General features: G+C 65.9%; 29 protein-coding genes, 2 tRNA genes and 1 pseudogene. 22 read left to right on the top strand and 10 right to left on the bottom strand.

From position 1 onward, the window contains the following. Nucleotides 1–47: 47 nt before the first annotated feature. The 6 genes from FB559_RS24650 to FB559_RS24625 all read left to right on the top strand — a co-directional run bounded on the left by FB559_RS24650 (nt 48) and on the right by FB559_RS24625 (nt 3,644). Nucleotides 48–677 carry a pyridoxamine 5'-phosphate oxidase family protein gene (locus FB559_RS24650; protein ID WP_141958055.1) on the top strand — a complete coding sequence of 210 codons (630 nt, stop codon included), beginning with the start codon at nt 48–50 and terminating at the stop codon, nt 675–677. A gap of 85 nt (nt 678–762) precedes the next feature. Beyond that, on the top strand, nt 763–1,356 hold the full coding sequence (orn, locus tag FB559_RS24645) for an oligoribonuclease (protein ID WP_141958053.1): 594 nt from the start codon (nt 763–765) through the stop codon (nt 1,354–1,356). Nucleotides 1,357–1,407: 51 nt separating this feature from the next. Continuing rightward, a tRNA-His gene (locus tag FB559_RS24640) sits at nt 1,408–1,483 on the top strand. Between the two features lie 119 nt (nt 1,484–1,602). Next, nucleotides 1,603–2,115 carry a response regulator transcription factor gene (locus FB559_RS24635; RefSeq protein ID WP_141958051.1) on the top strand — a complete coding sequence of 171 codons (513 nt, stop codon included), beginning with the start codon at nt 1,603–1,605 and terminating at the stop codon, nt 2,113–2,115. Between the two features lie 71 nt (nt 2,116–2,186). Next, nucleotides 2,187–2,259 (top strand) — tRNA-Lys (locus FB559_RS24630). 320 nt (nt 2,260–2,579) lie between these two features. Then, the gene (locus FB559_RS24625; RefSeq protein ID WP_141958049.1) at nt 2,580–3,644 is read left to right on the top strand and encodes an integrase core domain-containing protein; all 1,065 of its coding nucleotides are present in this window, start codon (nt 2,580–2,582) and stop codon (nt 3,642–3,644) included. 938 nt (nt 3,645–4,582) lie between these two features. On the opposite strand, the gene FB559_RS24620 is transcribed toward FB559_RS24625, so the two are convergent. Beyond that, nucleotides 4,583–5,575: a polymorphic toxin-type HINT domain-containing protein gene (locus FB559_RS24620; RefSeq protein ID WP_141958047.1), complete on the bottom strand. Its 993-nt coding sequence runs from the start codon at nt 5,573–5,575 to the stop codon at nt 4,583–4,585. A gap of 104 nt (nt 5,576–5,679) precedes the next feature. Here FB559_RS24620 and FB559_RS24610 point away from each other — a divergent pair, with 104 nt between their 5' ends. The 4 genes and pseudogenes from FB559_RS24610 to FB559_RS45725 form a co-directional block, all read left to right on the top strand. Beyond that, the gene (locus FB559_RS24610; protein ID WP_342780960.1) at nt 5,680–6,750 is read left to right on the top strand and encodes an alpha/beta fold hydrolase; all 1,071 of its coding nucleotides are present in this window, start codon (nt 5,680–5,682) and stop codon (nt 6,748–6,750) included. After that, on the top strand, nt 6,720–7,265 hold the full coding sequence (locus FB559_RS24605) for an AAA family ATPase (RefSeq protein ID WP_141958043.1): 546 nt from the start codon (nt 6,720–6,722) through the stop codon (nt 7,263–7,265). The genes FB559_RS24610 and FB559_RS24605 overlap by 31 nt, the downstream gene beginning before the upstream one ends. Nucleotides 7,266–7,413: 148 nt before the next feature. Continuing rightward, nucleotides 7,414–8,133 carry a hypothetical protein gene (locus FB559_RS24600; protein ID WP_141958041.1) on the top strand — a complete coding sequence of 240 codons (720 nt, stop codon included), beginning with the start codon at nt 7,414–7,416 and terminating at the stop codon, nt 8,131–8,133. Between the two features lie 371 nt (nt 8,134–8,504). After that, nucleotides 8,505–8,978, top strand: a pseudogene (locus FB559_RS45725) (transposase family protein); the annotation flags it as partial. Nucleotides 8,979–9,213: 235 nt separating this feature from the next. Here the strand turns inward: FB559_RS45725 and FB559_RS44850 are convergent. Then, on the bottom strand, nt 9,214–9,393 hold the full coding sequence (locus FB559_RS44850; RefSeq protein ID WP_221640168.1) for a hypothetical protein: 180 nt from the start codon (nt 9,391–9,393) through the stop codon (nt 9,214–9,216). A 16-nt stretch (nt 9,394–9,409) separates the two neighbouring features. On the opposite strand from FB559_RS44850, the gene FB559_RS44845 reads away from it, so the two are divergent. Further along, nucleotides 9,410–9,877: a hypothetical protein gene (locus FB559_RS44845; protein ID WP_246122002.1), complete on the top strand. Its 468-nt coding sequence runs from the start codon at nt 9,410–9,412 to the stop codon at nt 9,875–9,877. Nucleotides 9,878–9,897: 20 nt separating this feature from the next. Next, nucleotides 9,898–10,497: a hypothetical protein gene (locus FB559_RS24585; RefSeq protein WP_221640167.1), complete on the top strand. Its 600-nt coding sequence runs from the start codon at nt 9,898–9,900 to the stop codon at nt 10,495–10,497. A gap of 188 nt (nt 10,498–10,685) precedes the next feature. Here FB559_RS24585 and FB559_RS24580 read toward each other — a convergent pair whose 3' ends face one another. The 3 genes from FB559_RS24580 to FB559_RS45720 are packed head-to-tail and all read right to left on the bottom strand — an operon-like array spanning nt 10,686 to nt 12,650. Beyond that, nucleotides 10,686–12,191, bottom strand: a complete 1,506-nt coding sequence (locus FB559_RS24580) for an FAD-dependent monooxygenase (RefSeq protein ID WP_141958039.1) — start codon at nt 12,189–12,191, stop codon at nt 10,686–10,688. Beyond that, the gene (locus tag FB559_RS44095; protein WP_185792380.1) at nt 12,188–12,328 is read right to left on the bottom strand and encodes a hypothetical protein; all 141 of its coding nucleotides are present in this window, start codon (nt 12,326–12,328) and stop codon (nt 12,188–12,190) included. The genes FB559_RS24580 and FB559_RS44095 overlap by 4 nt, the downstream gene beginning before the upstream one ends. A gap of 40 nt (nt 12,329–12,368) precedes the next feature. Beyond that, a complete protein-coding gene (locus FB559_RS45720) occupies nt 12,369–12,650 on the bottom strand; it encodes a cytochrome P450 (RefSeq protein ID WP_246122000.1) in 282 nt (93 codons plus the stop codon). A gap of 127 nt (nt 12,651–12,777) precedes the next feature. Between FB559_RS45720 and FB559_RS45715 the strand changes: the two genes are divergently transcribed. From FB559_RS45715 to FB559_RS24560, 6 genes are all read left to right on the top strand, one after another. Beyond that, nucleotides 12,778–13,203 (top strand): hypothetical protein, encoded by a 426-nt coding sequence (locus tag FB559_RS45715; protein ID WP_246121998.1) that lies wholly within the window; start codon nt 12,778–12,780, stop codon nt 13,201–13,203. A 156-nt stretch (nt 13,204–13,359) separates the two neighbouring features. Further along, nucleotides 13,360–13,896, top strand: a complete 537-nt coding sequence (locus FB559_RS24570; protein ID WP_221640166.1) for a TetR/AcrR family transcriptional regulator — start codon at nt 13,360–13,362, stop codon at nt 13,894–13,896. A 483-nt stretch (nt 13,897–14,379) separates the two neighbouring features. Further along, nucleotides 14,380–14,808: a hypothetical protein gene (locus FB559_RS44840; RefSeq protein WP_221640165.1), complete on the top strand. Its 429-nt coding sequence runs from the start codon at nt 14,380–14,382 to the stop codon at nt 14,806–14,808. A 6-nt stretch (nt 14,809–14,814) separates the two neighbouring features. Then, nucleotides 14,815–15,090, top strand: coding sequence for a hypothetical protein (locus FB559_RS44835; protein WP_221640164.1), 276 nt, complete (start codon nt 14,815–14,817; stop codon nt 15,088–15,090). Nucleotides 15,091–15,131: 41 nt separating this feature from the next. After that, a complete protein-coding gene (locus tag FB559_RS44830; RefSeq protein WP_221640163.1) occupies nt 15,132–15,440 on the top strand; it encodes an integrase core domain-containing protein in 309 nt (102 codons plus the stop codon). 612 nt (nt 15,441–16,052) lie between these two features. After that, on the top strand, nt 16,053–18,836 hold the full coding sequence (locus tag FB559_RS24560) for a right-handed parallel beta-helix repeat-containing protein (protein ID WP_141958037.1): 2,784 nt from the start codon (nt 16,053–16,055) through the stop codon (nt 18,834–18,836). 505 nt (nt 18,837–19,341) lie between these two features. On the opposite strand, the gene FB559_RS24555 is transcribed toward FB559_RS24560, so the two are convergent. Then, nucleotides 19,342–19,800, bottom strand: a complete 459-nt coding sequence (locus FB559_RS24555) for an integrase core domain-containing protein (protein ID WP_221640162.1) — start codon at nt 19,798–19,800, stop codon at nt 19,342–19,344. A gap of 83 nt (nt 19,801–19,883) precedes the next feature. Between FB559_RS24555 and FB559_RS24550 the strand changes: the two genes are divergently transcribed. From FB559_RS24550 to FB559_RS44815, 4 genes are all read left to right on the top strand, one after another. Further along, nucleotides 19,884–20,795: a helix-turn-helix domain-containing protein gene (locus FB559_RS24550; RefSeq protein WP_221640563.1), complete on the top strand. Its 912-nt coding sequence runs from the start codon at nt 19,884–19,886 to the stop codon at nt 20,793–20,795. Continuing rightward, nucleotides 20,695–20,904, top strand: a complete 210-nt coding sequence (locus FB559_RS46830) for an integrase core domain-containing protein (RefSeq protein ID WP_221640161.1) — start codon at nt 20,695–20,697, stop codon at nt 20,902–20,904. Before FB559_RS24550 ends, FB559_RS46830 begins: the two co-directional genes overlap by 101 nt. 477 nt (nt 20,905–21,381) lie before the next feature. Further along, entirely contained in the window at nt 21,382–21,663 is a 282-nt protein-coding gene (locus FB559_RS44820) for a hypothetical protein (protein WP_221640160.1), read from the top strand. 43 nt (nt 21,664–21,706) lie between these two features. Next, nucleotides 21,707–22,075, top strand: a complete 369-nt coding sequence (locus tag FB559_RS44815) for an integrase core domain-containing protein (RefSeq protein WP_221640159.1) — start codon at nt 21,707–21,709, stop codon at nt 22,073–22,075. Nucleotides 22,076–22,133: 58 nt separating this feature from the next. Here FB559_RS44815 and FB559_RS24540 read toward each other — a convergent pair whose 3' ends face one another. The 4 genes from FB559_RS24540 to FB559_RS24525 form a co-directional block, all read right to left on the bottom strand. Continuing rightward, on the bottom strand, nt 22,134–22,397 hold the full coding sequence (locus FB559_RS24540; protein WP_141958035.1) for a hypothetical protein: 264 nt from the start codon (nt 22,395–22,397) through the stop codon (nt 22,134–22,136). Between the two features lie 268 nt (nt 22,398–22,665). Beyond that, a complete protein-coding gene (locus tag FB559_RS24535; RefSeq protein WP_141958033.1) occupies nt 22,666–23,400 on the bottom strand; it encodes a GAF and ANTAR domain-containing protein in 735 nt (244 codons plus the stop codon). A 69-nt stretch (nt 23,401–23,469) separates the two neighbouring features. Then, nucleotides 23,470–24,183 (bottom strand): GAF domain-containing protein, encoded by a 714-nt coding sequence (locus tag FB559_RS24530; RefSeq protein WP_141958031.1) that lies wholly within the window; start codon nt 24,181–24,183, stop codon nt 23,470–23,472. Between the two features lie 358 nt (nt 24,184–24,541). Continuing rightward, the gene (locus FB559_RS24525; protein ID WP_141958029.1) at nt 24,542–25,456 is read right to left on the bottom strand and encodes a LysR family transcriptional regulator; all 915 of its coding nucleotides are present in this window, start codon (nt 25,454–25,456) and stop codon (nt 24,542–24,544) included. Nucleotides 25,457–25,523 lie beyond the last annotated feature (67 nt).

Genomic DNA, 25,523 nt, shown 5'->3' with positions numbered 1-25,523 from the left:
TCCAGTGGCCATTCTGCGAAGGCCACTTCGATCCTAACCTGAGCGGTATGAGCACCAACGCCGCGCTTTCCGCCACCGAACGCACCCGCATCCGCCGCCTACCCGAACGCGCCGGCAGTGACCGCGACGAGCTGTACGCCATCCTCGACGCGGGCCGTCTCTGCCATCTGGGTGTGATCGTGGACGGCTCGCCGCGCGTCCTGCCCACCGGGTACGGCCGCGACGGCGACACCCTCTACCTGCACGGGTCGACCGGTGCCGTCAGCCTGCGCGCCGAAGAGATCTGCGTCACCGTCACCCACCTCGACGGACTCGTCCTGGCGCGGTCGGTCTTCCACCACTCGATGAACTACCGCAGTGCCGTGATCTACGGGCGCCCCCACCTCGTCACCGACCCGTCGGAGAAGCTCGCCGGGCTGCGCGCCGTGGTCGAGCAGCTGACCCCCGGCCGCTGGGACACCGCCCGCAGGCCGACGCGCAAGGAGCTCGCCGCGACGGCGGTGCTGGCACTGCCGCTGGACGAGGCGTCGGTCAAGACGCGCCAGGGACCTCCCGGAGACGACGAGGAGGACTACGCACTGGACGTCTGGGCGGGCGTGCTGCCGGTGACCCAGTCGTTCGGCGTCCCCGTGCCCGACCCGCTGCTGCGACCCGGGATCCCGTACGACGGAGTGTGACGTCCCCCACACTCTCCCGGGTCTTCGCCGCCGATCTGCCGTCCTCCTCACTCAAAGTGTCCTGACAGGACTTATGGTGAAGGTCATGAACGACCGGCTGGTCTGGATCGACTGTGAAATGACCGGGCTCGACCTGGCGCGCGACGCGCTCATCGAGATCGCGGCCTTGGTGACCGATGGTGAGCTGAACATCCTCGACGAGGGGATCGATCTGGTGATCAAGCCTCCCGAGGAGGCCGTACGCCAGATGTCCGAGGTGGTGCGCGACATGCACACGACCTCGGGCCTGCTCGAGGAGCTGGGCGCCGGCATCACGCTCGCCGAGGCCGAGACGAAGGTCCTCGACTACGTACGCTCGCACGTGCCGGGGGTGAAGAAGGCCCCGCTGTGCGGCAACTCGATCGCCACCGACCGGTCCTTCCTCGCCCGCGACATGCCGGCCCTCGACACCCACCTGCACTACCGCATGGTCGACGTCTCCTCGATCAAGGAGCTGTCACGCCGGTGGTACCCACGCGCGTACTTCGCCAGCCCGGCGAAGAAGGGCGGGCATCGGGCCCTCGCCGACATTACCGAGAGCATCACCGAGCTGCGCTACTACCGCGCGGCGGTGTTCGTCGCCCACCCGGGGCCGGACTCGGACACGGCACGCGCGATCGCCGCGAAGCTCGTTGACTGAGGACCCGCCGGGAACCGCTACAATTCTTAAGGCCGCCAAGTGCGGCACATGGTGGGTGTAGCTCAGTCGGTAGAGCACCAGGTTGTGGTCCTGGGTGCCGGGGGTTCAAGTCCCCTCACTCACCCCATTCGGCGACGGTCCCCCGCGGGACCGTCGTTCTTTTTGCGCCGTGACCTGTAGATCTTCATCCCACTTCGAGCGCGTCACGGCTATGCTCCGGCCTTACAGGCGCCCCCCGGAGGCCGGATGAGTTCGCCCCTTCGAGTCATGGTCGTGGACGGCGACCCCTCCGTCGTCTCGCTGCTCAGAAGCAGCGAAGGGGTTGAAGTGCTGCCTGAGCCCCGCGAGCCCGTAGAGGCCGCGGAACGCCTCAGACCGGACGTGGTCCTGCTGGGCCTGGGCTCGGCCGGCCATACCGCCCTCCTGAGCCGAACGGCCCACGTGTTCGTCCTCTGCCCCGAACCCTCCTCCGCCGTCGCCGCCCTCCGCGAGGGGGCGAGCGGCCACCTGAGCCCCCGCCAGCTGACCGCCGGCAAACTCATCCAGGCCGTCCGAAACGCGGGCCGAGCCCACCTGGGCCTGTCCGCCCGCGAGTCGGAGGTCATGGACCTGATCGCGAGCGGCCGGTCGAACGGAGAGATCGCCCGGGAGCTGTTCCTGAGCGAGAAGACGGTGAAGAACCACGTGAACCGCATCTACGCGAAGCTCTCGGTGACCTCACGAGTGGCGGCCATCACACTGTGGCAGACCGAGCTCTAGCCCTGCGTGTACAGGGCTTCAGACGATTCGCGACCGGTGTTGGGGGGCTGGTAAGGTTACGGACGTCGTAAGCGCCGCTAGCTCAATTGGCAGAGCAGCAGACTCTTAATCTGCGGGTTCGGGGTTCAAGTCCCTGGCGGCGCACCCGTGTTGACCTGGGCATTCTCGATCGCATCGAGAGTGCCCAGTGTTCGTTTTGGGATGGTTTTCGAGCCGTGGGTGCTCGGTGGGTGCTCGGATGTCGTGATCTTGTCGCACTAGATCCGCGCGGCCATCCGACACGGCTTGCGTCGCGCGATAACGGACGGCCCGAAGTGGCCATCATTAGCCGCCGAAATTCGTGACCTGCCTCGTCCGGGCTGCCGTCCCGCAAGCACCTGTGGGGCTCGAAAACCTCGGTCAAGGCTGGTGACCTGCGGCGTTACCGCACGATCATTACAGCCCGTACGGGAGGATCAGCGCTTGTGCTGGCCTCATTCCTATACAAGTCGATCATCTGGTTCGCCCAGTTCGTGATTCTGCGGTTCCGTGCCGACGTTGACAACGAGGTGGAGATTCTGGTTCTTCGCCATCAGCTGGCGGTGCTGCGCCGGCAGGTCGCCAAGGTCAGGACCGAGCCAGCCGATCGGGCCGTGCTCGCGTTGTTGTCTCGGTTACTGTCCCGCGGACGCTGGCCGGCGTTCTTTGTGACACCGGCAACGCTCTTGCGCTGGCACAGGGATGCGGTCCGGCGAAAGTGGACCTACCCGCCTCGTCGTGGTGTGCGACCACCGACAGCCGCCAAGATCCGAACGCTGGTGCTGCAGCTGGCCACCGAGAATCCCTGCTGGGGACATCGGCGCATCCACGGAGAACTCCTCGGCCTGGGCTACAAGCTCGCCCCCAGTACCGTGTGGCTGATCTTAAGGCGGGCCGGAATCGATCCAGCACCCCGCCGGACCGGCCCGACCTGGACTCAGTTTCTCTCCGCGCAGGCCAAGACCGTGCTGGCCTGTGATTTCTTCACGGTCGACACGGTGTTCTTCAAGCGGATCTACGTGTTGTTCTTCATTGAGATCGCCAGCCGCCGGGTCCACCTCGCCGGCCTCACCGCCAACCCGAACGGCATGTGGGTGCTCCAACAGGCCCGGAATCTCGTCATCGACCTGGACGAGCGCGCCGATCGGCTGAGGTTCCTCATCCGCGACCGCGATACCAAGTTCACCACCAGCTTCGACGACGTATTCACCTCGGTCGGCATCAAAATCATCAGGACGCCGCCGCAAGCACCGCGGGCGAACGCGATCGCCGAACGCTGGGTGGGCACCGCCCGCCGCGAATGCACCGACCGATTGCTGATCTTCGGCGAACGCCACCTGCGGGCCGTGCTCACCGAATACAGCCGGCATTACAACCAGCACCGCCCCCACCGATCGCTCCAGCAAGTCGCACCAGAACCTCGCCCCTGCGTGGTCGACATCCAACCCGCACGCGTCACCCGCCGGAAGATCCTCGGCGGCCTGATCAACGAATACTCGCAGGTCGCGTAGCGGAATTAGAGTTTTCGAGCCCCACAGGTGTCCTCCATGAGTACCAACATGCCGCGTGACCTGCGCGGACGCAATTTCCGGCACCCGCAGCGCCGCACCCGGTACGTACGCGTCCGATCCATTGCGGCGATCGTTACTGAGCTGTGCGGTGGCTGCTAGGCGCTGGCGAGCTGGGCCGATGCGCTCTTGCCTGTGCCGGTGGGGGTTTAGCTGACAAACCTTCGCCCATCGTCTCTCGTGCTCGCAGCGCCGAAAAGGCGGGACGCCGAGTTCCGGCCTGCAAGCTACGGCTGAACCTCGCCCACACCTCGGAGATGCCGGGCGGCAGAGGCCCGGCTTCTCCGTCAACGCAGACGGCCGTAATCCGGCCCTCGGCGGAACGGCGGCCCTGTTCGGCCCACTCTTCGGCCACCGGCCGGGCCCAAATGCTTCTCGAGCCTGCCAGCCGAACGTTGGTTCGTCCACGAAACGGCGGACTCTAGCTCAGAGCTCGTGGCCGAGTTTTCGACACCTACAGGCACCAGACCTGGAGCCATTTAAATTTTTTAATAGCTCCTAATTTGAACGAGCAACTCCGAAGGTTCATCGCCGCCATTAGTATAGATATTAATTTCTACTTCTTCCTCACTGACTGGAACGGTCATGCAGATCGTCTCATCGGGATCACAAAACCTCAAGCGCGCACTCGGCAGCGAAAGGTGTCCAGAGAATGCGTGCACGAGATCGGTTGTTACCTCTGACGCCTCAACACACGAAACCATGACTAGCCCGCTAGCAGTTTCTCTAACCCCTACGTACACTGAATCAGGACCGGCATGTATGGATACCGCTGCCGCATCCCAATCTTCATGTGGATCGACACTCTCGGGTGCCGCAATCACCAACAGTCCATGCGAAAACCGGGCCGTGAACGCTCCCAGGTGCACTACATCCGCCTTTTATCTTGGAAGTGGATCAAACTTGTACCAATCCCCCTTGAGCGTTCTCACCATACCGCCTTGCTGGCGAGCGCAGGGCTTACATTGGGGGTATAGCGTCCACGGCCCCTTTGGCGCGAGCTTATTGGGGGGCTGGTGGTCGCCGGTCCAATGGCCGTCGTCATATCCGGATTCTTTGGCATCACAGGTCGAGCAACCGTTCGCCTGACCTGCCTCGTTAACCAAAGTCTGTTCGTGGCCAGGATCGACCCGGTCGCCGCGAGCAGCACTAACACCCTCAGCAGGCCCGTCCGGACCCAGTGTTTGTTGTACGACGCGGCATTCATCTGCGGCGTTATGGACCAGCACGGGCGTGCCGTCTGCCTCCACATAGTAGGTGTGGAGGTTCGCGATGGTGAGGTTGTTGACGGATCGAGGCTCGGTGTAGTGGCGTGTGGCTGTGATCTTGACCGTGTGGCCGGTGACTGTGCGCAAGTGTGTGCCGGCGTGGAGGTCGGTGGCGTTGGTCCAGTGGCCTGAGGGTCTGTGGCCTGGTCGTGTGGTGGTGGCCCAGAAGGGATGTTGGTCGGTGGCGGTGATGGTGGCGGTGTGGTGGCCTTTGTCGCCGTCGGTGTCGATAGTGACGGCGGTGAGATGCTTGGTTCCGTGCCCGCGGATGAGGGCTACGACGGGCTGAGGTTTTGTCTTCCCTGTAACCGGGTCGGTGGCGAGTACTTTATCGCCAATTTTGATCTTGCCTATGGCTTTATGTTTGCCGTTGGCGAGGAGTACGCCGGTATCGGGGGTGAAGCTGTTCGCTGCTGTACAGCCCGCCTTTCTTACAGTGTTGATTGCCTTACGGACGCGGGGGGCTGCTTTGCGGGCTTTGAGCGCCAGCCCGAGGAACTTTCCTAGAAACTTCAGGCCTCCGGCTAGGGCCAAATCCTCTGGGCCTCCATAGAGAGTCGACAACGCGAACACAGCTACACCGAGCATGCTGCGCCACTTATCCATGGTGCTATCGAACGACTAGGCCTTCGATTTCAGCTCGCCCATACAGCTCCTCCCGGACGTTGTCCGGTTGACCGAACGAACACAGCCACAGATGACCCCGCCCCTTGGCTCCACCCTCATTACAAGGGCTTCATCGCTACTACGAGCGGGTCCGCCGGCGCGCCCCGCGACGGCACTCGACCCCTCACGGTTTCCTCCGCTTGGGACACTCCCCATCACCACCCCTGAACAGGGCAGCAGTATCAGGGCACGCCTTCTCCCGTTCCACGCGAAAGCAGCAGATCAAGCTCGCGTCGTCTACCTGCCGGACACCACCTGGCCGGTCAGCGGACATCCGCCAGACTTCGGCTCCCGGATACGGCTTCAGCGACAAGCCCGCCGCGCCGGGTTGGGGCGTCGAACGCATCGCCGCCGCGTGGGCCGCCCTGATGGAGCGGCTCGGCTACGACAGGTACGGCGCGCAGGGCAGCGACTGGGGCACCAGCGTCACCACGTGTCTCGGTCAGCAAGATCCTGGGCACCTGGCCGGTATCCACCTGATCCCGCCGCTCGCCGCCCCCGACCCGGCGACCTTCGGCGACCTCAGCGACACCGAGCGGGCGGCCCTTACCGACCTGGAGCATGCCGGACAACAGGAAGCGGGATACGCCGCCGTCCAATCGACCAAGCCGCAGACGATCGGATACGGCCTGGCCGACTCGCCGGCTGCGCTGTGCGCCTGGATCGTCGAGAAATTCCGCACCTGGACCGACTGCGACGGCCATCCGGAGAACGCGATCAGCAGGGACGAACTGCTCGACAACGTGATGCTCTACTGGCTGCCCGGCACCGGCGCCTCGGCCACCCGGCTCTACTGGGAGAGCTTCCGCCAGGTGCAGGAGTGGTTTAGCCGGGCCACCACCGACACCATCGACGTTCCGGCAGGCTCTTCGATCTTCCTCAAAGGGATCCCGCGCCCGTCCCGCCGCTGGACGGCCAAACGCTTCACCCCATCCGGCACTGGAACGAACTCGGCAAAGGCGGCCACTTCGCCGCCCTGGAGCAACCCGACCTGTACGTCGATGAACTACGTACCTTCTTCCGCCACGTCCGCTGACGGGGAATTCGATTGCCGATTCGCCAGCGCGTCGCCACAATTCCGACCATGGGTCTTGCCGAGTGCTGCCTGCTCGTGACCGGGATGCCGGGAGCCGGGAAGTCGACGGTGACCAGGCTGGTCGCCGAGCGACTGCCGCGCGCGGCACGGCTCGACGGAGACGAACTCAACCAGATGGTCGTCAGCGGCTACGTCTGGGCCCTGGGCGAGCCCGCCGACGAGGCGGTCCGGCAGGTGACGCTGACGCACCGCAACCTGTGCGCGCTGGCCGCCAACTTCGCCGACGCCGGCTTCACCCCCATGATCGACGCGATGGTCCCCACCCGGCGAAAACTGGACTTCTTCCTCGACCATCTCGCACCGCGCCGGGTCCTGTTCATCGTCCTCACCCCGGGCATCGAAGCATGCCGCTACCGCAACACCATCCGAGACCCACAAGACCGCTTCGACTTCGACGACTACGAAACCCTCGAAGCCGACATGAAACGCGAACTCGGCGACGTCGGCTGGTGGTTCGACACCGCGGCCCTCACCCCGGACCAGACCGCCGACCAGATCATCGACCAAGCCCACCACCGCGCCCCTGCGAACTGACCCAGCCTTCCGGTCATCGGCATGAGGGCGCGATCAGCGGCATGTTGGTGCGTTTGATTTTGGCGGCTAGCCTGGCGCAATGCGGTCGGCGGCGGAGCTGCGGCAACGGTGGTTGGACCTTGTCCCATTGATGATTGCTCGGGCCGGTATGTACACAACCAGTGGCGGCGCCGCGGTCGACATCCAACTGCGTGGGTTACTGGCCGACCTGTGTTTCCTCGACGAGCGCGAAGGCGACCTCGACAGCACGCACGAGGTGATTCGTCGTTACGGCAAGCTGGGCGTGGTGGGGCCGTTTGCGGCCATGTTCGGCAATGAAGGGAACTACGTCGCGGAGGTCGCCTCGGTCTGGGCGGAGCAGTTCCACCGCTTGGGCTACCTCCAGGTCGACCGGGTCCTCGATGCACGGGCCTGGGATCAGTTGATCACCGGATTGGCCGAGTGCTTTGACGGCAAGGATGTGCGCCGGAGCGAGGTCGAGGCCACGTTCGGACCACCCAGCCTCGTCGCCGACCGACGCGTACTGTGCTATGCGCCAACCGACGGTTCGGGTTGGGTATTCGTCGACTGCTACACCGAGTGGACCAACCGCTACGTCACCGGGTCCGGACGCTACGAAGGGGAGCGGGACAACGATCCGCTCGTACGGTCCGTCCGGCATCCCACGCAGAGCTTCGAGGCCGGCCTGATCCTGACCTTGTATGGCAAGGTCCTGCGCTGGGGCCCGGGTTGGTGGCAGCAGCAACCGTCTGGCCTCACCGAGGAGCAGCAGGCTATCGCCGTCCAACTGCGCCGCATCGAGGCTGCCGATCCCTCACAGGCGCTCAAGTCTCCTCGCGGACACCCTCGACGCGCCTCGGACATCTGACCCAAACGACCGTCAGCCGCAATGCACTCGTCATCGGCATGAGCGTGGTGCCGAAGCCGCTAGCCAGTAAGGCTATTTCCAGCGCACCGATCACACGGCTCGGCCGGTTCACTCAGCGCCGCCGACATCTTGATCCGTGGTTCCTACTCCATCGCGCGTGCTGTCCGACGCCCCGTGGTGCCTGTCGTCGGTCATGTCATGCCTGCTGCCGGCCACAGGGGGTGGCCCGGCACATCCTGCGCGAACGGTGCGTTCCTGGCCACGTGAACGGGGACTGTACGGTTTTCGGCTCTGTCGCTCTTTCGGTGGTGACGGAGGGTGTTGCGATGCCACGATGAGCCCGGTGCAGTCTTAACGATCTTGTTAAAACCGTGTTTTCTGGGCTGTCGGCCCTGGTCATCGAGGATGTCGCTGACGAGGGCGGCTGATCCGGGTGCGGGCCCGCAGCCGGGAGATTCCCGTAGCGTGCCCGGGATGTGCTGTGGAGACTGTTCATGTCCATGCGTGGTGTGAGCGGACCGTGGCCGATGTTCCGGTCGACGGGCGGCGGGTGGTGGTGGACGTGCGGGTCCGCCGGCTCGCCTGCCGGGACTGGCGGTGCCCCGGCGGACGTTCCGGGAACAGGTCTGTGGGGTGCTGGAGCGTTATCAGAGGCGAACAGTCCGCCTGTCTGCGCAGGTCGGGGCGGTGGTGCGGGAGTTAGCGGGCCGGGCCAGTGCCCGCGTGTTCCTCGCGCTAGGAGTGCAGCTCTCCCGGCATGCAGCGCTGCGGGCTTTGCTGGGTATCCCGCTGCCGGCGGTGGCGACACCGCGGGTCTGGGCTTGGATGACTTTTCGCTGCGACGGTGTCCCGCTCGAAAACTCGGTTCGTACGGTGACCTGGGGTTTTGCTGCGGGATCAGAGCTGCGACTGAGACCATCTCTAGGTGCTGTTATCGCTCGTCTATCGCTTGCTGAGGTGCTTGTTCGGCCTGCTCGCGGCGCTGGTCCGGTCTGACCTGTCCAAGGACGTTGAGTTACTCGTGCTGCGTCACGAGAACCAAGTGCTGCGCCGTCAGGCCGCAGGCCGGCCGCGATGGGATCACACCGACCGGCTCTGGCTCACGGCGCTGTCACGGCTGGTGAACCGCTGCCGATGGGCCGAGATCTTCCCGGTCACCCCGACCACGATCTTGCGCTGGCACCGCAGGCTGGCGGCCCGAAAGTAGACCTTCACCGAACGGCGCCGGCCAGGACGACCCTCCACCAGTGCGTCACTCAAGACGCTGATCCTTCGGATGGCGCGGGAGAACCCGACCTGGGGCCATAGGCGGATCCAAGGTGAGCTGGCGCGGTTGGGGTATACCATCGCCGCTTCCACGGTGTGGGAGATCCTGCACACCGCCGGCATCGATCCCGCGCCGCAGCGGACCGGGCCTAGCTGGCGGCAGTTCCTGGCCGCCCAGGCACACGCGATCCTCGCCTGTGACTTCCTGGTGGTCGAGACGGTACTGCTCAAACGGTTGTACGTGCTGATATTCATCGAGCACGGCACCCGAAGACTGCATCTGGGCGGAGTGACCGCACACCCGACCGGTGCCTGGGCGGTGCAACAAGCCCGCAACCTCACCATGGACTTAGGCGACCGCCTCGAAACGCTGCGGTTCCTCATCCATGATCGCGATCCGCTCTTCACCGCCGCGTTCGCTCATGCGAACGTCGGGCAGGCTGGATCGACATGGTGTGGTCGCTGTTGTACGGCCTGACGCGGAACACTCTCGGTGTGATGTTGCTGCGGATCCGCGGTGACGCCGCCAAGGACATCGAGATCCTCGTACTGCGTCATCAGCTCGCGGTGTTGCGCAGGCAAGTCGACCGTCCGGCGCTCGAGCCAGCAGACCGAGTGCTGCTAACCGCCTTATCGCGCCTGCTGCCACGCGCCCGCTGGAACGCATTCGTCGTAACGCCGGCCACGTTGTTGCGGTGGCACCGTGAACTGATCGCTAGAAAATGGACCTACCCGCACAAGACACCGGGACGGCCGCCGGTCCGCGCCGAGATCCGCCAGCTCGTGCTGCGCCTGACCGCGGAAAATCCGTCCTGGGGGCACAAACGGATCCAGGGTGAGCTGCTCGGGTTGGGTTACCGGGTCGGGGTTGCGACCGTCTGGCGGATCCTGCATCAAGCCGGTATCGACCCCGCGCCACGTAGGATCGACACCTCCTGGACTACCTTCCTGTGCGCTCAGGCGGCCGTTCTCGCATGTGATTTCTTCACCGTCGACACCGTCTTCCTCCAGCGCATCCACGTGTTCTTCGTGGTCGAGATCGCCAGTCGCCGTGTCCACGTCCTGGGCGCAACCCGGCACCCGACCGGTACGTGGTGACGCAGCAAGCCCGGAATCTACTGATGGACCTAGACGATCGCGCCCAAGGCTTCCGCTTCCTCATCCGCGACCGGGACACCAAATTCACCGACGCCTTCGACGCCGTTTTCACGGCAGCCGACATCCGAGTACTGCGCACTCCGCCCCGAGCTCCGAAAGTCAACGCCTTCGCCGAACGGTGGATCTGGTCACGCGCTGTGGCGAGGTGTTCGGTTGGTGATCCAGGTGGCGAGTGCCTGGGTCAGACCTGTGATGTCGTCGCCGACCCAGCCGATGTAACCATCGGGACGGACAAGGGCGGCACCGGCGGGGATTTCGAGTGCCGGGTCGGCCCGGATGATCAAGGGGCCATGCGGGCTGTCGGGCAGCTCGGGTCGGAGCTGGTCGGAAAACAGCAGGATGACCGCGCGGCCGGAGTGCAAGAGCTCAGCGAGCCGCCGCGGGCCGGCATCGGTGGCGAGGGTGGTCTCGGGTGCTCGGGCACCCAGCAGCGGATGGTCGGGCCCGGGTAGCTCGTAGCGCAGCGCCAAACCAGACATCAGCCCGGACAGCCGCGCGACCACGTCAGGGAGTTCGGCGAGGTCGAGCATGAGACCGCGCAGAGCGCTGGACTCGGGTGCGGTGGGGTTCATGATGGCCCGCTGAGCCAGGGTCAGTTGCAGCGACTGCGCGGCGGCGGGGTGTCGTTCGGCATGGTAGCTGTCGAGCAGCCCGGCGGGGGCGTCGCCGCGCAGTTCGGTGGCCAGCTTCCAGCCGAGGTTGGTCGCATCCTGGATACCGAGGTTGACTCCTTGGCCACCGAGCGGGGCGTGGATGTGTGCGGCGTCGCCGGCGAACAGGATCCGGCCGTGGCGGTACTGCTCGATCTGGCGGGTGGCGTCGCTGAACCGGGACCCCGCCAGCACCGCGCGCACCTGCACACGGTCGCTGTGGGTGGCCCGCAACGCTTGAGCGACTTCCTCATGAGTCACCGGGCCTTCGTCGGTCTCGGCGAGATCGGCGCCGGTGCGACCGAACATCATGCGGAACCGGTGGCCCTCGACCGGGTGCAGCAGCGTCCAGCGGTCGCCGGCGTGGTGGACGTAGTCAGAGAAGTGCTGCCCCGGAGGTGGGGTGTCCCCGGTGAGGTCCAGGTCAACCACGGTGGAGCGACTGGTGGCGGGGTGCCCGGGGAATGCGACGTCGCTCAGGCGACGCACGGCGGAGTGCGCGCCGTCACAGCCGACCAGATAGCGGGCCCGCCAGCGACGTTGCTCGGTCCTGATCTCGACACCGTCTTCGTCCTGAGCGACGCCGAGGACCTCGTGACCACGCTCGACCAGCGTGCCGTTCCCGGTCAGCAGGCGTTCGAGGTGGCGTTCGATGCGGCTTTGCCCAATGGCCAAGCTGGCTGGGTAGGGCGTGTTCCACGCGGTGTAGTCAAGCCGCACGGGCAGCCCGGCGAAGTGCCCCACGCGCGACAGAGTCCGGGTCGCCGGGTCGGAGATCTCATCGAGCAGGCCCCGCATGTCCAGCACTTCCGCGGTGCGCGGTTGGATACTGCCGGCCCGGGACTGAGGGTTGGGGTGTTCGGCCTTCTCCACCACGATCGCCTTCGCGCCGGCCAGGGTTAGCTCGAAGGCCAGCATCAACCCGGTCGCACCGGCCCCCACGACCAGAACGTCGGCGTCGATCTCCCCGTACGGGTCTGTCATCGCGAGGGTCTCGGAGTGGTGATGCGCCGGGCGCGGCGGCGGCGGAGTGCGACTTGCAGTGCAACCAGCGCGATGACCAGCACGATGGTGCCGGTGAGGCCGAGGTAGCTGTGAAACAGGAGCGGGACGAGGAACATGAGACTCTCCTTCAGACGTGATGGGTCGCGGGTCCGGGGGTTACCAGGTGACGGGCGGGGTGGTGAGTTCGTCGGTGATGCGATCGGCGTGGACGCGAAGCTGCTGGTGGGACACGGCCAACCGCAGAGTGGGGATCCGACGGAATAGCCGTGTGAACACTTCTTGGAGTTCGATACGTGCCAGGCTCGCGCCGATGCGGTAGTGAGCGCCGTGGCCGAAGGTGAGGTGCTGGTTCGGGGAGTGCTCGATGTCGAACTCGTCGGGGCGCTCGAATGCCCGCGGGTCGCGGTTGGCCGCTCCGGAGCCCGTCTTTGGCGGCATCCGAGGATGCCGCATTGGTCATGCCGGCAAGCCGGTTCGACCAGTCCCGAAGCCGGGTGTGGTCGGCGTATGGCGCGCCGAGTAGTTCGCAGATCACCATGACCGGCAACGGCGTGGACAATTCGGCGTGCAGATCGACCGGCGGGACGGGCAGGCCGCCCAGGATCTGCTCGACCAGATCGGCGACGTGGGTGCGCAGCATCGCCATACGTTTGGCGGAGAACGCCGGCGCCAACAGGCGCCGCACGCGCCGATGCTCGGCGTCAGTGCCTTCGCGTGCGAAGGCCTGCAGCGCCGAATCGTTGACCTTGGCTGCACCGGCCGGGTCCGGGCGGGAACGGGCCAACCGTGGATCCGCGGCCAGGGCCTTGGCCGCGGGGTACCCGCAGACCAGCCATGCGGTATCCCCAACCGGGGTGCACACCCGCGAGACGGGGGCCTGCTGTTGCAGTTGCCGGTATCGCGGCGCCAACGCCAGCAGGTCCTGCCCGCGTGCGAACGGCAGCCGATCCATGCCAAACCCCTCTCCTTGCCGGCGCCGAGAGCCCGCTAAAGTCCCGGTGCGGCGCCATTTTTAACCGAACCATGTACACTCTCTGGTGTACACCGTTGAGGATACTAGAGGAAGTCCGGTGGTGGCAAGGTGAGTAAGGAAAGGTCGAAGGCAACGCGGCAACGGCTGGGCCGCGAAGAGCGCCGAGCCCAGCTCGTGGCGGCGGCGGCCCGCTCGTTCATGCACGCCGGTTTCGCGGCCACCAGCCTGGACGACGTCGCCGCCGCCGCGGGGGTCACCAAAGCGATCATCTACCGGCACTTCGAGTCCAAGCACGACCTCTACCTCGCGGTCCTGCTCGACACCCGCCGACGCATCCGCGACCACGTGCGCGACCCGCAACTCGACGCCGACACCGTGGCAGAACTCGCCCTGGCTGCCCGCGAGGCCCCAGACGGTTTCCGGCTGCTGTACCGCCACGCCCGCCAGGAACCGGACTTCGCCGACTACGTCGACGAACTGGACACCAACGCCACGCACACTGCCGAGACCCGATTGCGTGAACGCATCCCCGACCCGGCCCGACGCCGATGGATCGCCGCCCTCGTGGCGGCCCTCATCTTCGATGCCATCCTGACCTGGCTCGACACCGATCAGCCCGTCGAACCCGACGAACTTGCCCGCACCCTGCAGGCGACCGTGCGGGCACTGACCGCCGCCCAGGCCCCCTCGGCTGAAACCGCGACGTCATGACGACGACAGGGTCGGCGACGGTGTCGGTGTCGGCCCGGGCTGCGGCCAGTGGGACAGCGATCCGCCCGGTGCCCACGCCGATCTCCACACCCCGGCGCCCGGTGATCGCGGCGAGCAGCTGAGCGGTTTGCGCGGCGGCTGGGAAGGCATGTGAGAACTACGCGGCAGTCGTCCGGGAAGGCGTGGGTGTTGTCGTTGTCATCCGTGATGACGTTCCATCCCGCCTGGGTTGCCAGGTCGAGTACGGTGCCGGGCCGCCCGGGTCCGGCCAGTGGTCGTGCGACCAGCGTCACGATGTTCCCTTCTCTCGATTCGACTCGCCATCGCTAGGTCCCTGCGCGGGTGCGGGGGGATCCAGGCTCGACTTGGCGGATGGGGTGAAGGAAGGCCGCGGTTCTCTCCTGTGGGTGCCGAATATCGTGTCACAGAGGCTGATCTGGGGTTTCGCTGTGGTCGGTGGCTCGTCTCCGGCAGGATCGCGAGATGGCACTGCGGTTGTTGTACCTGATCGTCTTACGGGTGTTCGGCTGGATTGCGCTGCTCGCCCGATCACAGGCGTCGAAGGACGCAAAGATCCTGGTGTTGCGCCATCAGCTCGCGGTGCTCCGCCGCCAGGTCGCGACTCCCCGGCCTTCGTGGGCGGACCGGGCGATCATTTCTGCGCTCGCGCGTCTGCTCCCCCGACGCCGCCGGCATCACCTGTTCATCACTCCGCGGACGCTCTTGCGTTGGCACGCCGATCTGGTGAAACGACGTTGGACCTACCCGAAGCGCGGGCCGGAACGACCACCGATCCGACCCACCATCCGAGCCCTGGTGCGCCTGGCCGCCGAGAACCCGGACTGGGGATATCGGCACATCGCCGGGCAGATCGCCAGCCTGGGCCGGAAGGTATCTCCGGCCACCGTTTGAGCGATCTTGAAGAAGGCCGGCTTCGATCCAGCGCCCCGGCGCAGCGACCCGACCTGGGCTCAGTTCCTCAAAGCCCAAGCATCCGGAATCTTAGCTTGTGACTTCTTCAGCGCCGAGACGGTCATGCTCGCGCGGCTGTACTGCTTCGCCGTGGAAGAGCACGCCACGCGGCGGGTCCACGTCCTGGGTGTCACGGCGCATCCAACCGCCGGCTGGGTCGCCCAACAAGCCCGCAACCTGATGCTCGACCTGGGCGATCGGGCCGGCGACTTCCGATCTTGATCACGGACCGAGACAGCAAGTTCACCGCCCTGTTCGATGAGGTGTTCACGACCGAGGGCATCCGCGTGGTGCTCACCGCACCGCAAGCCCCTCGGATGAACGCGATCATGGAACGGCGGGTTGGCAGCGTACGCCGCGAGATTCTCGACCGGATCCTCATCATGAACGAACGCCACTTGCGCACGGTCCTCGCCGAGTACGAAACCTACTTCAATGAACACCGCCCGCACCGGGCCCTGAGCCAAGCCAGCCCGCTGCGAGCGCTGCCCGACTCGGTCGACGCCGACATCAAGGTCACCCGACGAGACCGACTCGGCGGCCTCTTACACGAATACGCCCAGGTCGCATGAGGTGACACGATATTCGGCACCGACACGCGTAGTGTGACACGATTTCGGCACCTACAGGGTTCAGTTTCAGCGCAGTTCATAAGCACTAAGACGCCGCCCCATCGAGTGGATTGCGGCGTCTGAGCACCAGACGTGTATTCGACTTCCTCGCTACCTACGCGAACTTCTCTTGGGTGCATATATAAGAAGCAGGGCTACGCACACGGCGACGACTACTGCCTCCCCCAACAACGACACCCAGCGAGGAAGACCAAATTCTTCCAGAAGGAAGCCGAGTCCGAGGTTGATAAGAAAAGCCACGACTACCGCTACACAGAATTGCTGTACGGAAATATTGCGCTGTCAATTGCCGCGCCGTGACATATTTACGTGACCTTTCTCATTTGATCAAAAATTCTATTCGGCGAAGTACAACCCCGTACCCCAGGCGAGACCAAGGAATCCACCGATGACTCCACCGCCGGCTGCGCCGCCGGCCACTGTAACGGGACCACCCAAAGGCCCTATCCCGCCACCGATGACCGTGCGGGTGCCGAAAACCGCATCCGTGGGCTGTGACCTGCAGGCTCTCCAGAACAGCTGACGAGTACGGACGCGTCACGATGACTCATCGTGCTGTTGCGCCTGCCCTATCTGGCGCTTTCGAGCGTGTTCACGTTGATGCGGCTGCTGCCGATGAGCGACACCGACAAGGACACCGGAGGACCCAAAGATCTGCCCACCATCAGGAACCTTCGAGAGACCTACCCTGACCGCCCCTATAGTTGGTCAGCCTGCCTACACTCGGGAGCTGAGACCGTGCTCGGCGGGTTTGTGCATGATGGGTGCGTGGACATGTCCAGTGGTGAACAGGGCGGCCGCATTGTCGGTGGTGCCGCTGAACAGGCATCCGACGGCGTGTGCACCTTGTCGGTGGAGGCACCCGACTCCGGCCGGCCCGGGGAGTTCGCGTCGATCGGCGAGGCGGTCACCGCCGGGTTGGCGCGGGCGCGTGCGGTGCGGGTGGTGATAGGTCCGGGCACGTATCGCGAGGCCGTGACGCTGCGCGGGCAGGTGGAGCTGGTGTCCGCTGGTGACGGCCCGGTGGAGCTGGTGTGGACGTCCGGCACGGCCCTGCAGGTCTTCGGGTCGGTGCGGGTCACCGGGATCACCATCGCGGGGCCCGCGATCAAGAACATGAGCACGGTCGAGCTGTCCGAAGGGACGCTGGTACTCGACCACGTCGAGCTGCGCCGCGAGGCCGACCAAGCGAGCGGAGGCCTCGAATCCGACGACGGCGAAATCTTGAACCTTGCGTGGGCAAAGTCGCGGACTTCGATGGCCCTGCAGTTTTGCCGGGTCGACGGCGCCCGCGTCGCCTATAGCGCCGGCGCAACGGGCGTGATCGAGCGGTGTGTCTTCACCCGTGCCACCGATGCACAGATCTTCGTCGTGGACGGCGCGAACGTGCAGGTTCGGGACACCACGGTCACTGCGCCGAGCAAGAACGGCGTGTGGATCTCCAACGCCACAGCGATCCTCGAGCGTTGCACATTTGAGGACTGCGGGTGGAACGCCGTGCGGGGCGCCCTGCAGTCCGAGGTGACCGTCTCGGACAGTACCTTCCGCGGGGGCCGTTATCCGGCCGTGGCCTCCACCGACCGGTCGAACGTGACGGTCGTCGGTTGCACGATCACCGGTGATGCCGTAGTTACGAAGCAGGGCGGGCAGCTCACGTTGCGGCGGAGCACGGTCAACCGGCCGGCGATGAGCGGGGCCTACGTGACGACCATGGGCATGGTGACCATCGAGGACTGTTCAATCAGCCAGGCCGGCTCCACCGGGATCACGATCGAACCAACCGGCACCGTCGTGGCCACCAACACGCGGGTTGAGGGCGCCAAGACGGGCGTCGAGGTTAATGGCGGGAGAGGCACCTTAACCGGGCTGACGATCACGGACGTGGTGGAGGCTGGTGTCAACATCGCGCAAGGTGGCCAGGTCGAGGTTGTCGGCGGCACGGTACAGCGATGCGCGACCGGGATAAATGCCGAGAATGACGATAGCCATGTCCTCGTCCGCGGCATGACGATCCTGGACGCGCAGGTCGCCGCAGTCGCCGTGGATTCGGGCGCACGGCTCACGGTGGAGGAGAGCACGGTCGAGCGGAGCGTAGTGGGGTTGGCCGCGAGCGGCTCGGGCAAGCTGACCGTGCGCGGCTGCACGGTGACCGAGACCGCGCGCAGCGGGGTGCTCATGTCCGGCGAGGCGCGCCTGGACGCGCGGCGGCTGGCCGTGCGGTCGAGCGGCGGCGCGGGGTTGCAGGCCAAGGACACCGTGCGGGTGGAGGTGTTGGACAGCGAATTCGTCGACGGTACGGCGGAGGGCGTCCGGATCGACGCCGGGTGCACCGGCCGACTGGTGCGCTGCCGGATCGCCGGCAACGCCGACGAGCCGGTGCTACGCGGCCGACAGGTCCGCATCGAGGACCCGGTCGAGGGCACACCCGAGCAGCGGCGACTGCCGGCGGGCGCCGGTGCGGAGGACGTTCCACCGTTCGTTGCAGACAGGGTGCGGTCGGCGCCGGTCACCATGCCGGACAACATGGAAGAGTTGGACGGACTGGCGGAGCTGAACCAGCTCATCGGGCTTGAGCCGGTGAAGGAGCAGGTCCGCACCCAGATCAACCTGGTTCGCAACGCCAAGCAACGCGAAGCCGTCGGGTTGCCGGTGCCGCCGATCAGCCGGCACCTGGTGTTCTCCGGACCGGTCGGCACCGGCAAGACCACCGTTGCCCGCCTTTACGGCCGGCTGCTCGCCGCACTCGGCGCGCTGGCCACCGGCGAGGTCATCGAAGTCGGCCGTAGTGACCTCGTCGGCCAGTACCTCGGCGCCACCGCGCTGAAAACCAGGGCCGTCGTGGAGTCGGCGCTGGGCGGCGTGCTGTTCATCGACGAGGCGTACACGCTGTCCCGCACGTTCGGCACGAACTCCGACCTCGGCCTCGAGGCCATCGACGAGCTCGTCCGCCTCATGGAGAACCACCGCGATGACCTCGTCGTCATCGTCACCGGCTACACCAGGGAGATGACCGAATTCTTGGATATCAACCCCGGTCTGCGCTCCCGGTTCTCCCGCACCATCGAGTTCCCGGCCTACGACGCCGACGAGCTCGCGCAGATCATCCAGCTGCAGGCGAAGAACCACCACTACCGATGGTCCGACGACGCGCTCGCCAAGATCACCCAGCGCTTTCACCGCGCGCAGGACGCAGACACGCTCGGCAACGCCCGCGACGCCCGCACCCTTTTCGAGCAGACCATCGAACGCCAGGCCGCACGCCTCGCCAACCACCCAGGCCCCACACCCGACCAGCTCACCGAGCTGACCGTCACCGACCTCCCTGAGCCGTTCTGACGCGAAGCAACGCGCATGGCAGCTCGTCAACGATGCACTTCCCGCTTTGGCGCGAGGCTTTTCTGAGCTGGCGAACGATCCGACCATGGAAAAGGTGGTGGATCGAGCTATCAACCTGTGGGGCTCGAAAACTCAGTCTCACGCCGCGATCTGGGGTTTCACTACGGGATCACTATCGGGGCTGGCAACGTCCCGGGGTGCTGTTGTCGATTCTCTACCGGTTGATCCGAGCCCTATTCGGCCTTGCGCTTGCCGAAAATGCCATCCGGGCAGGTAAGAGCTTTGGAGGCCGGCACGGACCCTGTGCCTGCCGAAAACTACATCCGTGCAGGTGAGAGCTGTGATCGCGCGTGTCGGCGCCCCACTGCGGGACGGCTCGGCTGATTGCGTCGGAAGTGTGGTGCCGGGGCGCGGTCGCCGCGGCGTGATGGTTGGCCGTGTTGTTACGGCTGGCGTACCTGACGGTGTCCCGCTCGAATACTGAGTTACGTGGCTTGGCCTGCGGCTATGCGGCGTGGTGGTATTCGTTGATCAAGCCTGCCACGACGGGTTTTGGGCGGATGTGGCGTAGGTCGATGGGTTCGGCCGATCCCCGGATCGGATGGGTCTCGGTGTCTGGAGGCCGTTGGTGTCGGGATTGGTGCGGCCTGTGGCCGTTGTAGTGGATCAGGTACTCGCGGAGCACCAGGGCCAGGTGGCGTTCGCCGACGATCAGGATCCGGTCCAGGAGCTCGCGGCGCAGGGTTCCGATCACGCGCTCGCAGATGGCGTTCATCCGTGGGGTTCGCGGCAGGGTGGTGGTGATCCGCAGTCCCTCGGCTTTGAACACCTCGGCGAACGCGGTGGTGAAGAGCGAGTCGCGGTCGTGGATCACGAATCGCAGGCTGTGGATGCGGTCGCCCAAGTCCATGGTCAGGTTGCGGGCTTGCTGCACCGCCCAAGCCCCGGTCGGGTGCGCGGTCACCGTGTGGGTGCCGAATATCGTGTCACAGGGTTTGATCTGGGGTTTCGTCGCGCTCGTCGGCTTGGCTCCGGCAGGATCTCAGGATGGCTCTGCGGCTGCTGTACTTGATCGTCTTACGGATGTTCGGCTGGATCGCGCTGCTCGCTCGATCCCAGGCGTCCAAGGACGCAGAGATCCTGATATTGAGGCACCAACTCGTGGTGCTTCGTCGCCAGGTCGCCGTTCCCCGGCCGTTGTGGGCGGACCGGGCGATTCTTTCCGCGCTCGCGCGGCTGCTCCCTCGGCACCGTCGGCAGCACCTGTTCCTCACGCCTCGGACGCTTCTACGCTGGCACGCTGAGCTGGTGAAGCGGCGGTGGACCTATCCCAAGCGCGGGCCGGGGCGACCGCCGATCCGGCCCGCGATGCGGGCCCTGGTCCTGCGGTTGACGGCAGAGAACCCGACCTGGGGCTATCGCCGCATCGCTGCCGAGATCGCCGTGCTGGGCCGGAAGATCGCCCCGGCCACCGTCTGGGCGATCTTGAAGAAGGCCGGGTTCGATCCCGCACCACAGCGCGGTGACCTGACCTGGGGCCAGTTCCTCAAAGCCCAGGCGTCCGGGATCTTGGCCTGCGACTTCTTCAGCGTCGAGACGATCACACTCGCCCGCCTGTACTGCTTCGCCGTCGTCGAGCACGCCACGCGTCGTGTCCACGTGCTGGGGGTCACGGCGAATCCGACAGCCGGCTGGGTCGCTCAGCAAGCCCGCAACCTGATGCTCGACCTGGGCGACCGAGCCAGCGACTTCCGATTCATGATCAGAGACCGGGACAGCAAGTTCACTGGGACTGTTCGACGAGGTCTTCAAGGCCGAGCGCATCCGCGTAGTGCTCACCGCTCCGCAGGCACCTCGGATGAACGCCATCATGGAGCGGTGGGTGGGGAGCGTACGCCGCGAACTCCTCGACCGGATTCTCATCATGAACGCCCGCCATCTGCGCAGGGTCCTCGCTGAGTACGAGGCCCATTTCAACACCCATCGTCCACACCGGGCTCTGAACCAGGCCAACCCTGCGCGTGCCGAAAACTACACCCATGCAGGTGAGAGCTGTGATCGCCCGTGACGGCGTCCCACCGCGTGACGGCTCGGCTGATTACGTCGGCAGTGTGGTCCGGGGGCGCGGTCGCCGCGGCATGATGGTCGGCCGTGTTGTTACGGCTGGCGTACCTGACGGTGACGAACACGTTCGCGGTCCTGCGTCTCCTTCCGATGACCGATCGTGACAAAGATGCCGAGATCTTGGCGCTGCGACAGCAACTCGCGGTCCTGGAGCGCCAAATGGGCAGGACGAGAGTCCGGTTCGCACCGACCGACAGGGCATTCCTGGCAGCCCTGCCGCACCGCCTCACGCCGACGCGCTGCACCGGATGCGGCTGCTGGTGCGCCCGGACACGGTGCTCCGCTGGCACCGCGACCTCATCCGGCGTCGGCACGCTGCCCGGTCAAAGCCGAAACGGCAAGGCCGGCCGCCGACGGTGCGTCCCATCCGGGCGCTGGTGTTGCGCCCGGTCCGGGCGAACCCCAGTGGGGGTATCGACGGGTGCACGGCGAGCTGCTCGTGCTCGGGGTGAAGGTCGCTGCCTCCACGGTGTGGGAGATTCTCCAGGACGCCGGGATCGACCCAGCACCCGAACGCGCCGCCAGCACCCGGGCCGCCTTCCTGCGGTCCCAGGCCGACGCGCTGCCGGCGTGCGACTTCCTGGAGACCGTCACCCTGACCGGAGCGCGCTTGTACGTGCTGGCCGTGATCGAGCACCGCACCCGCCAGATCCGCATCCTGGGCGCGACCGCGCATCCAACCGCCGCATCAGGCTGCCCGTAACCTCGTGATGGACTTGGAAGAGGCCCGATGCCAGGCACGGTGGATGATTCGGGACCGCGACGGCAAGTTCCCCGGGCTACTCGACGCCGTCCTGACTGACGCGAGCATCAAGATCGTGCTCACCGGAGTCCGGACGCCACGCATGAACGCGATCATGGAGCGGTGGGTGCTGACCTGCCGCCATGAGCTCCTGGACCGTACCCTGATCTGGAACCGACGCCACTTGCTCCATGCGCTGCGCGAGTTCGAGACCTTCTACAACCTTCATCGCCCTCACCAGGGCATCGCGAACGCCCGCCCGCGCACTCCGCTGCCCCCGCCCATCACCGAACCCGACCAGATCACCCGGCCGGACGTGCGAAGACGCCAACGCCTCGGCGGAATACTCAACGATTACGAAAATGCCGCTTGACCTTCATGGACGGGGTTTTCGGCAGGGACCAGGGTCCGTTTGTAGGTCCAGCGCCGCTTCAGAGGTCGGCGTGCCAGCGAAGCACGGTGCCAGGTGTGACGAGCAGGCCGATCCGCCGGGATCGGGGTAACAACCGTGTCAGCGCTGCGATCATCGCCCGATCGGCCCACGACGGCCGAGGACGTGCGACCTGACGACGCAGCACCGCCAGCTGATGCCGCAACACCAAAATCTCCGCCTCTTTGGAAGCATCCGACCGCGCCAGCAGGGCGAGCCAGCCGAGTATGCGGACGAAGATGAGATAGAGCAGTCGTAGCGTCACAGGGCTCAATCTTGTTCGGCTCGTGCATCGCCCGCCCATCAGACAGGAAACCCCAGGTCACAACTGGTGGCCGAGTTTCCGGCACCTACACGCTTCCGCCGCGTCGAGAAGATCACCCTCATGCTCTCGGGCATGGAATCGGACCGCGGCTTCGGCAACGCCCGATAAGACATCAAGAGGACATCCGGTTCGTCACTGCTGACAGCGGGTGATCGGACGCGAGGACGCTGCCCGCGCGTGACGTACGGGCCGCCGAGTGGGATCGGCTCTACCGGATGGGTTGTGGGTGGGTGAGGTCGGTGATGCTGTTGTCGCCGTCGATGAGGGCCAAGGCGACCTCGGTGAGTTTGCGGCCGTTGTCACGCGCGTAGCCGCGCAGGGTGGTGAACGCCTGGTCCATTGACAAGTCACGGCGTTCGGCGAGAAGGCCTTTGGCCTGTTCGATGATGATCCGGGTGTTCAGCGCGTTCTGGAGTTGCTGGGAGAGCAGATTCTGTTCGCGGGCGGCGCGTTCGGACAAGATGCCGATCGTGGCGACGTCGGCGAAGGCTCGGCCCAGCGCAAGGGTGGTGTGGTTCAGGCCGGTGGGGTCGACGCTGAACAGGTTCAGGGCGCCGATGACGCGCTCCCGCAGGCGCATCGGCAATGCGTGCACCGCGACGAAGCCCGCTTCGGCCGCCGCCGCGGCGAAACGGGGCCATTGCTGCGGCTGCGCGGTCAGGTCGGCACAAGACACCGGCTCCCCCGTGGTGAAACAGTCCAGACAGGGGCCCTGTTCACTTTGCAGCTGGAACAACTCCAGCTGTTTGGCCTGCAGGGTGGATGCGGCGACGAGTTGCAGGCTGTCCTGCTGGTCGGTGAGCAAGATCCCGGCGGCGTCGACCTCCAGCAGGTCCGCGCACCGTTCGGTGAGCGTGTGCAGGAACTCGATGACGTCGAAGTCGGCGACCAAGGTATCGGCCAGCTCCACGAACACGCGCGACAGCTCCTGTTCGCGTGACATCTCCACTCCTCCTTTCACCACATTCTCCTCTTCGCCGTCCCCCGGGTCGAGGGAGCCCACGGTGGTCGGTCAGTCATCGTCTTCGCCGCCGAACCGCAGCTGACGGTCAACGACCAGCTGAGCGGTCTCGGTGATGCTCATCGCGTGCGCGAAGGCATAGGCGCGCAACCGCAGCAGTGCCTCCTCCAACCCGGTGTCGAGCTGGCCGGCGACCATTCCGGTGGCCTGGTAGACCTCCACCTGTCCTCCGGACAGCCCGTCGGGGGGCAACGTCTGCTCGACGTTCGACGTCTGATCAGTGTCGGAACGCGCCTGGCGCAGCACGAGTGTGAGCGCGGCGGAGGTGAAGGCCAGCGCGTCAGCGAGCTGCGCCGGCGTCAACGGCCCCGGCCGCTTTCGGTACAGGTCCAGGACACCGACCCGGATCGCCCCGACCTGCAGCGGAAACGCGAAAACCGCTCCAGCTCCGGCCAGGAGTGCCTCCGGTACGAACATCGGCCAGCGGACCGCGGCGTCGTCTGCGGCCAGGTCGGGAGTCAACACCATCACCCGCTCCGTCCACGCCTGCACACACGGTCCCTCACCCAACGTGAACTGGGTCTCATGCAAAACGCCCGAAATCTTGTCCGTCGCATGAATCAACAGACGCCGATTCACATCCTTTGCCAACCACAACGCGGCCCCATCCAGCCCCAACGCCGGTACGCAGGCAGCGCACACACTCCCCACCGAGACGGTCCCCCCGGCGACATATCTGGTGACCAGCTCCCAGATCCTGTCCATCCGGCCCTCATCCACGCCAGGGTCCCGCGTCCACCGTCATGATCCGCTCACCGTATGCCAGCTCTCAACTCATCCGTCCGCCGATCGCAGGTCGCCTGTCAGAGGGTCTCGCGGGCGATTTGGTCCAGATACCGGCATGCGCTTCGGGCCGTACCGGACTCACCGGAAGTCATACGGCCTCCGCCATTGCGGCCGGGTAATGGCCGATTAAACTCCCTTCACTCAACCTCCGCTCGCTTCGCACGGAAACAGGCAAGCCGAGCAAGCCTCATCACCTGGCCTGATCATCGTCGCGGGGGGTCACCTTTCGGGACGGATTGGACAGTGACTCCCAGGCCCCACCCCACCGACTCAGGGTTCAGCGGTTCGTCCGGTCCGGGATCATCAGCCAGTCCAGTCGCTGTGACATCTCTCGCGCACAGGTGATCAGGGCATTCACGTGATCCGTGGTGTCCTCTGCCCGCCACAGGATCGACCACGGGTAGTGGGTCACCGGTTCGATCAGGGGCCGCCAGGTGGTTCCTGGGAGGGCGGAGATGCAGGAAGCGGGTACGCAGTACAGGCAGCGTCCGGCGGCGACCAGTGCGGCGGCGGCGCGGATGCTCTCCACGGTGCCCTCGTACACGGCGGGAGTGAACCCGGCCGCCCGGCACAGCTCAACCACGAACTGGTTGAACTCCGGCGCCTGGGCGTCCTCGGAGAACAGCAGCGGCTCCTGCGCGAGCGTCGCGACCGGTACACCGTCCAGGGACGCGAAGCGATGCCCGTCGGGCACCAGTACCCCCAGCGGGTCCTGGCGGAACAGGTGCGAGGCCACCCCGGCCGGGGCGAGCGCCGCACGGCCGATCCCCACGTCCAGTCGGCCGTCGAGAAGCCGGTGGTACTGCTCGGGCACGCTGGCCTCGACCTGGTTTATCACCAGATCGGGATGGCGGGCCTGGACCTCCTGCAGGATCTGGGGCATCGATTCGCAGCCGGCGTCGATGATGCCGACCCGCAGCCTGGGCGAGGATTCGACCGCGCTACGAGCGACTTTGGCCGCTCGGTCCACCTGGGCGATGATTTGCCGGGCCTCGACCAGGAATACCGATCCGGCCGCGGTCAGCGCGACATGGTGCGTGCTGCGCTCCAGCAGCTGGACCCCCAGCTCGCGTTCCAGCCGCTGCACCTGCTGGCTTACCGCCGACTGCACGATGTGCTCCCGTGCGGCCGCGCGGCCGAAATGCAGCTCTTCGGCCAGCGTCACGAAATAACGGAGCTGGCGAAGCTCCATACCCGCCACCTCCTTTCCTCACCACAGCGCACCACGACGGTCCGCTTTGTCCATATGTCAGGCCGTC

Origin of the sequence: Actinoallomurus bryophytorum, from assembly GCF_006716425.1 — a bacterium.
Taxonomy (GTDB): Bacteria; Actinomycetota; Actinomycetes; order Streptosporangiales; family Streptosporangiaceae; genus Actinoallomurus; species Actinoallomurus bryophytorum.
Note: the sequence above shows the minus strand (reverse complement) of the source record. Positions and strands in the feature narration are given on the sequence as shown.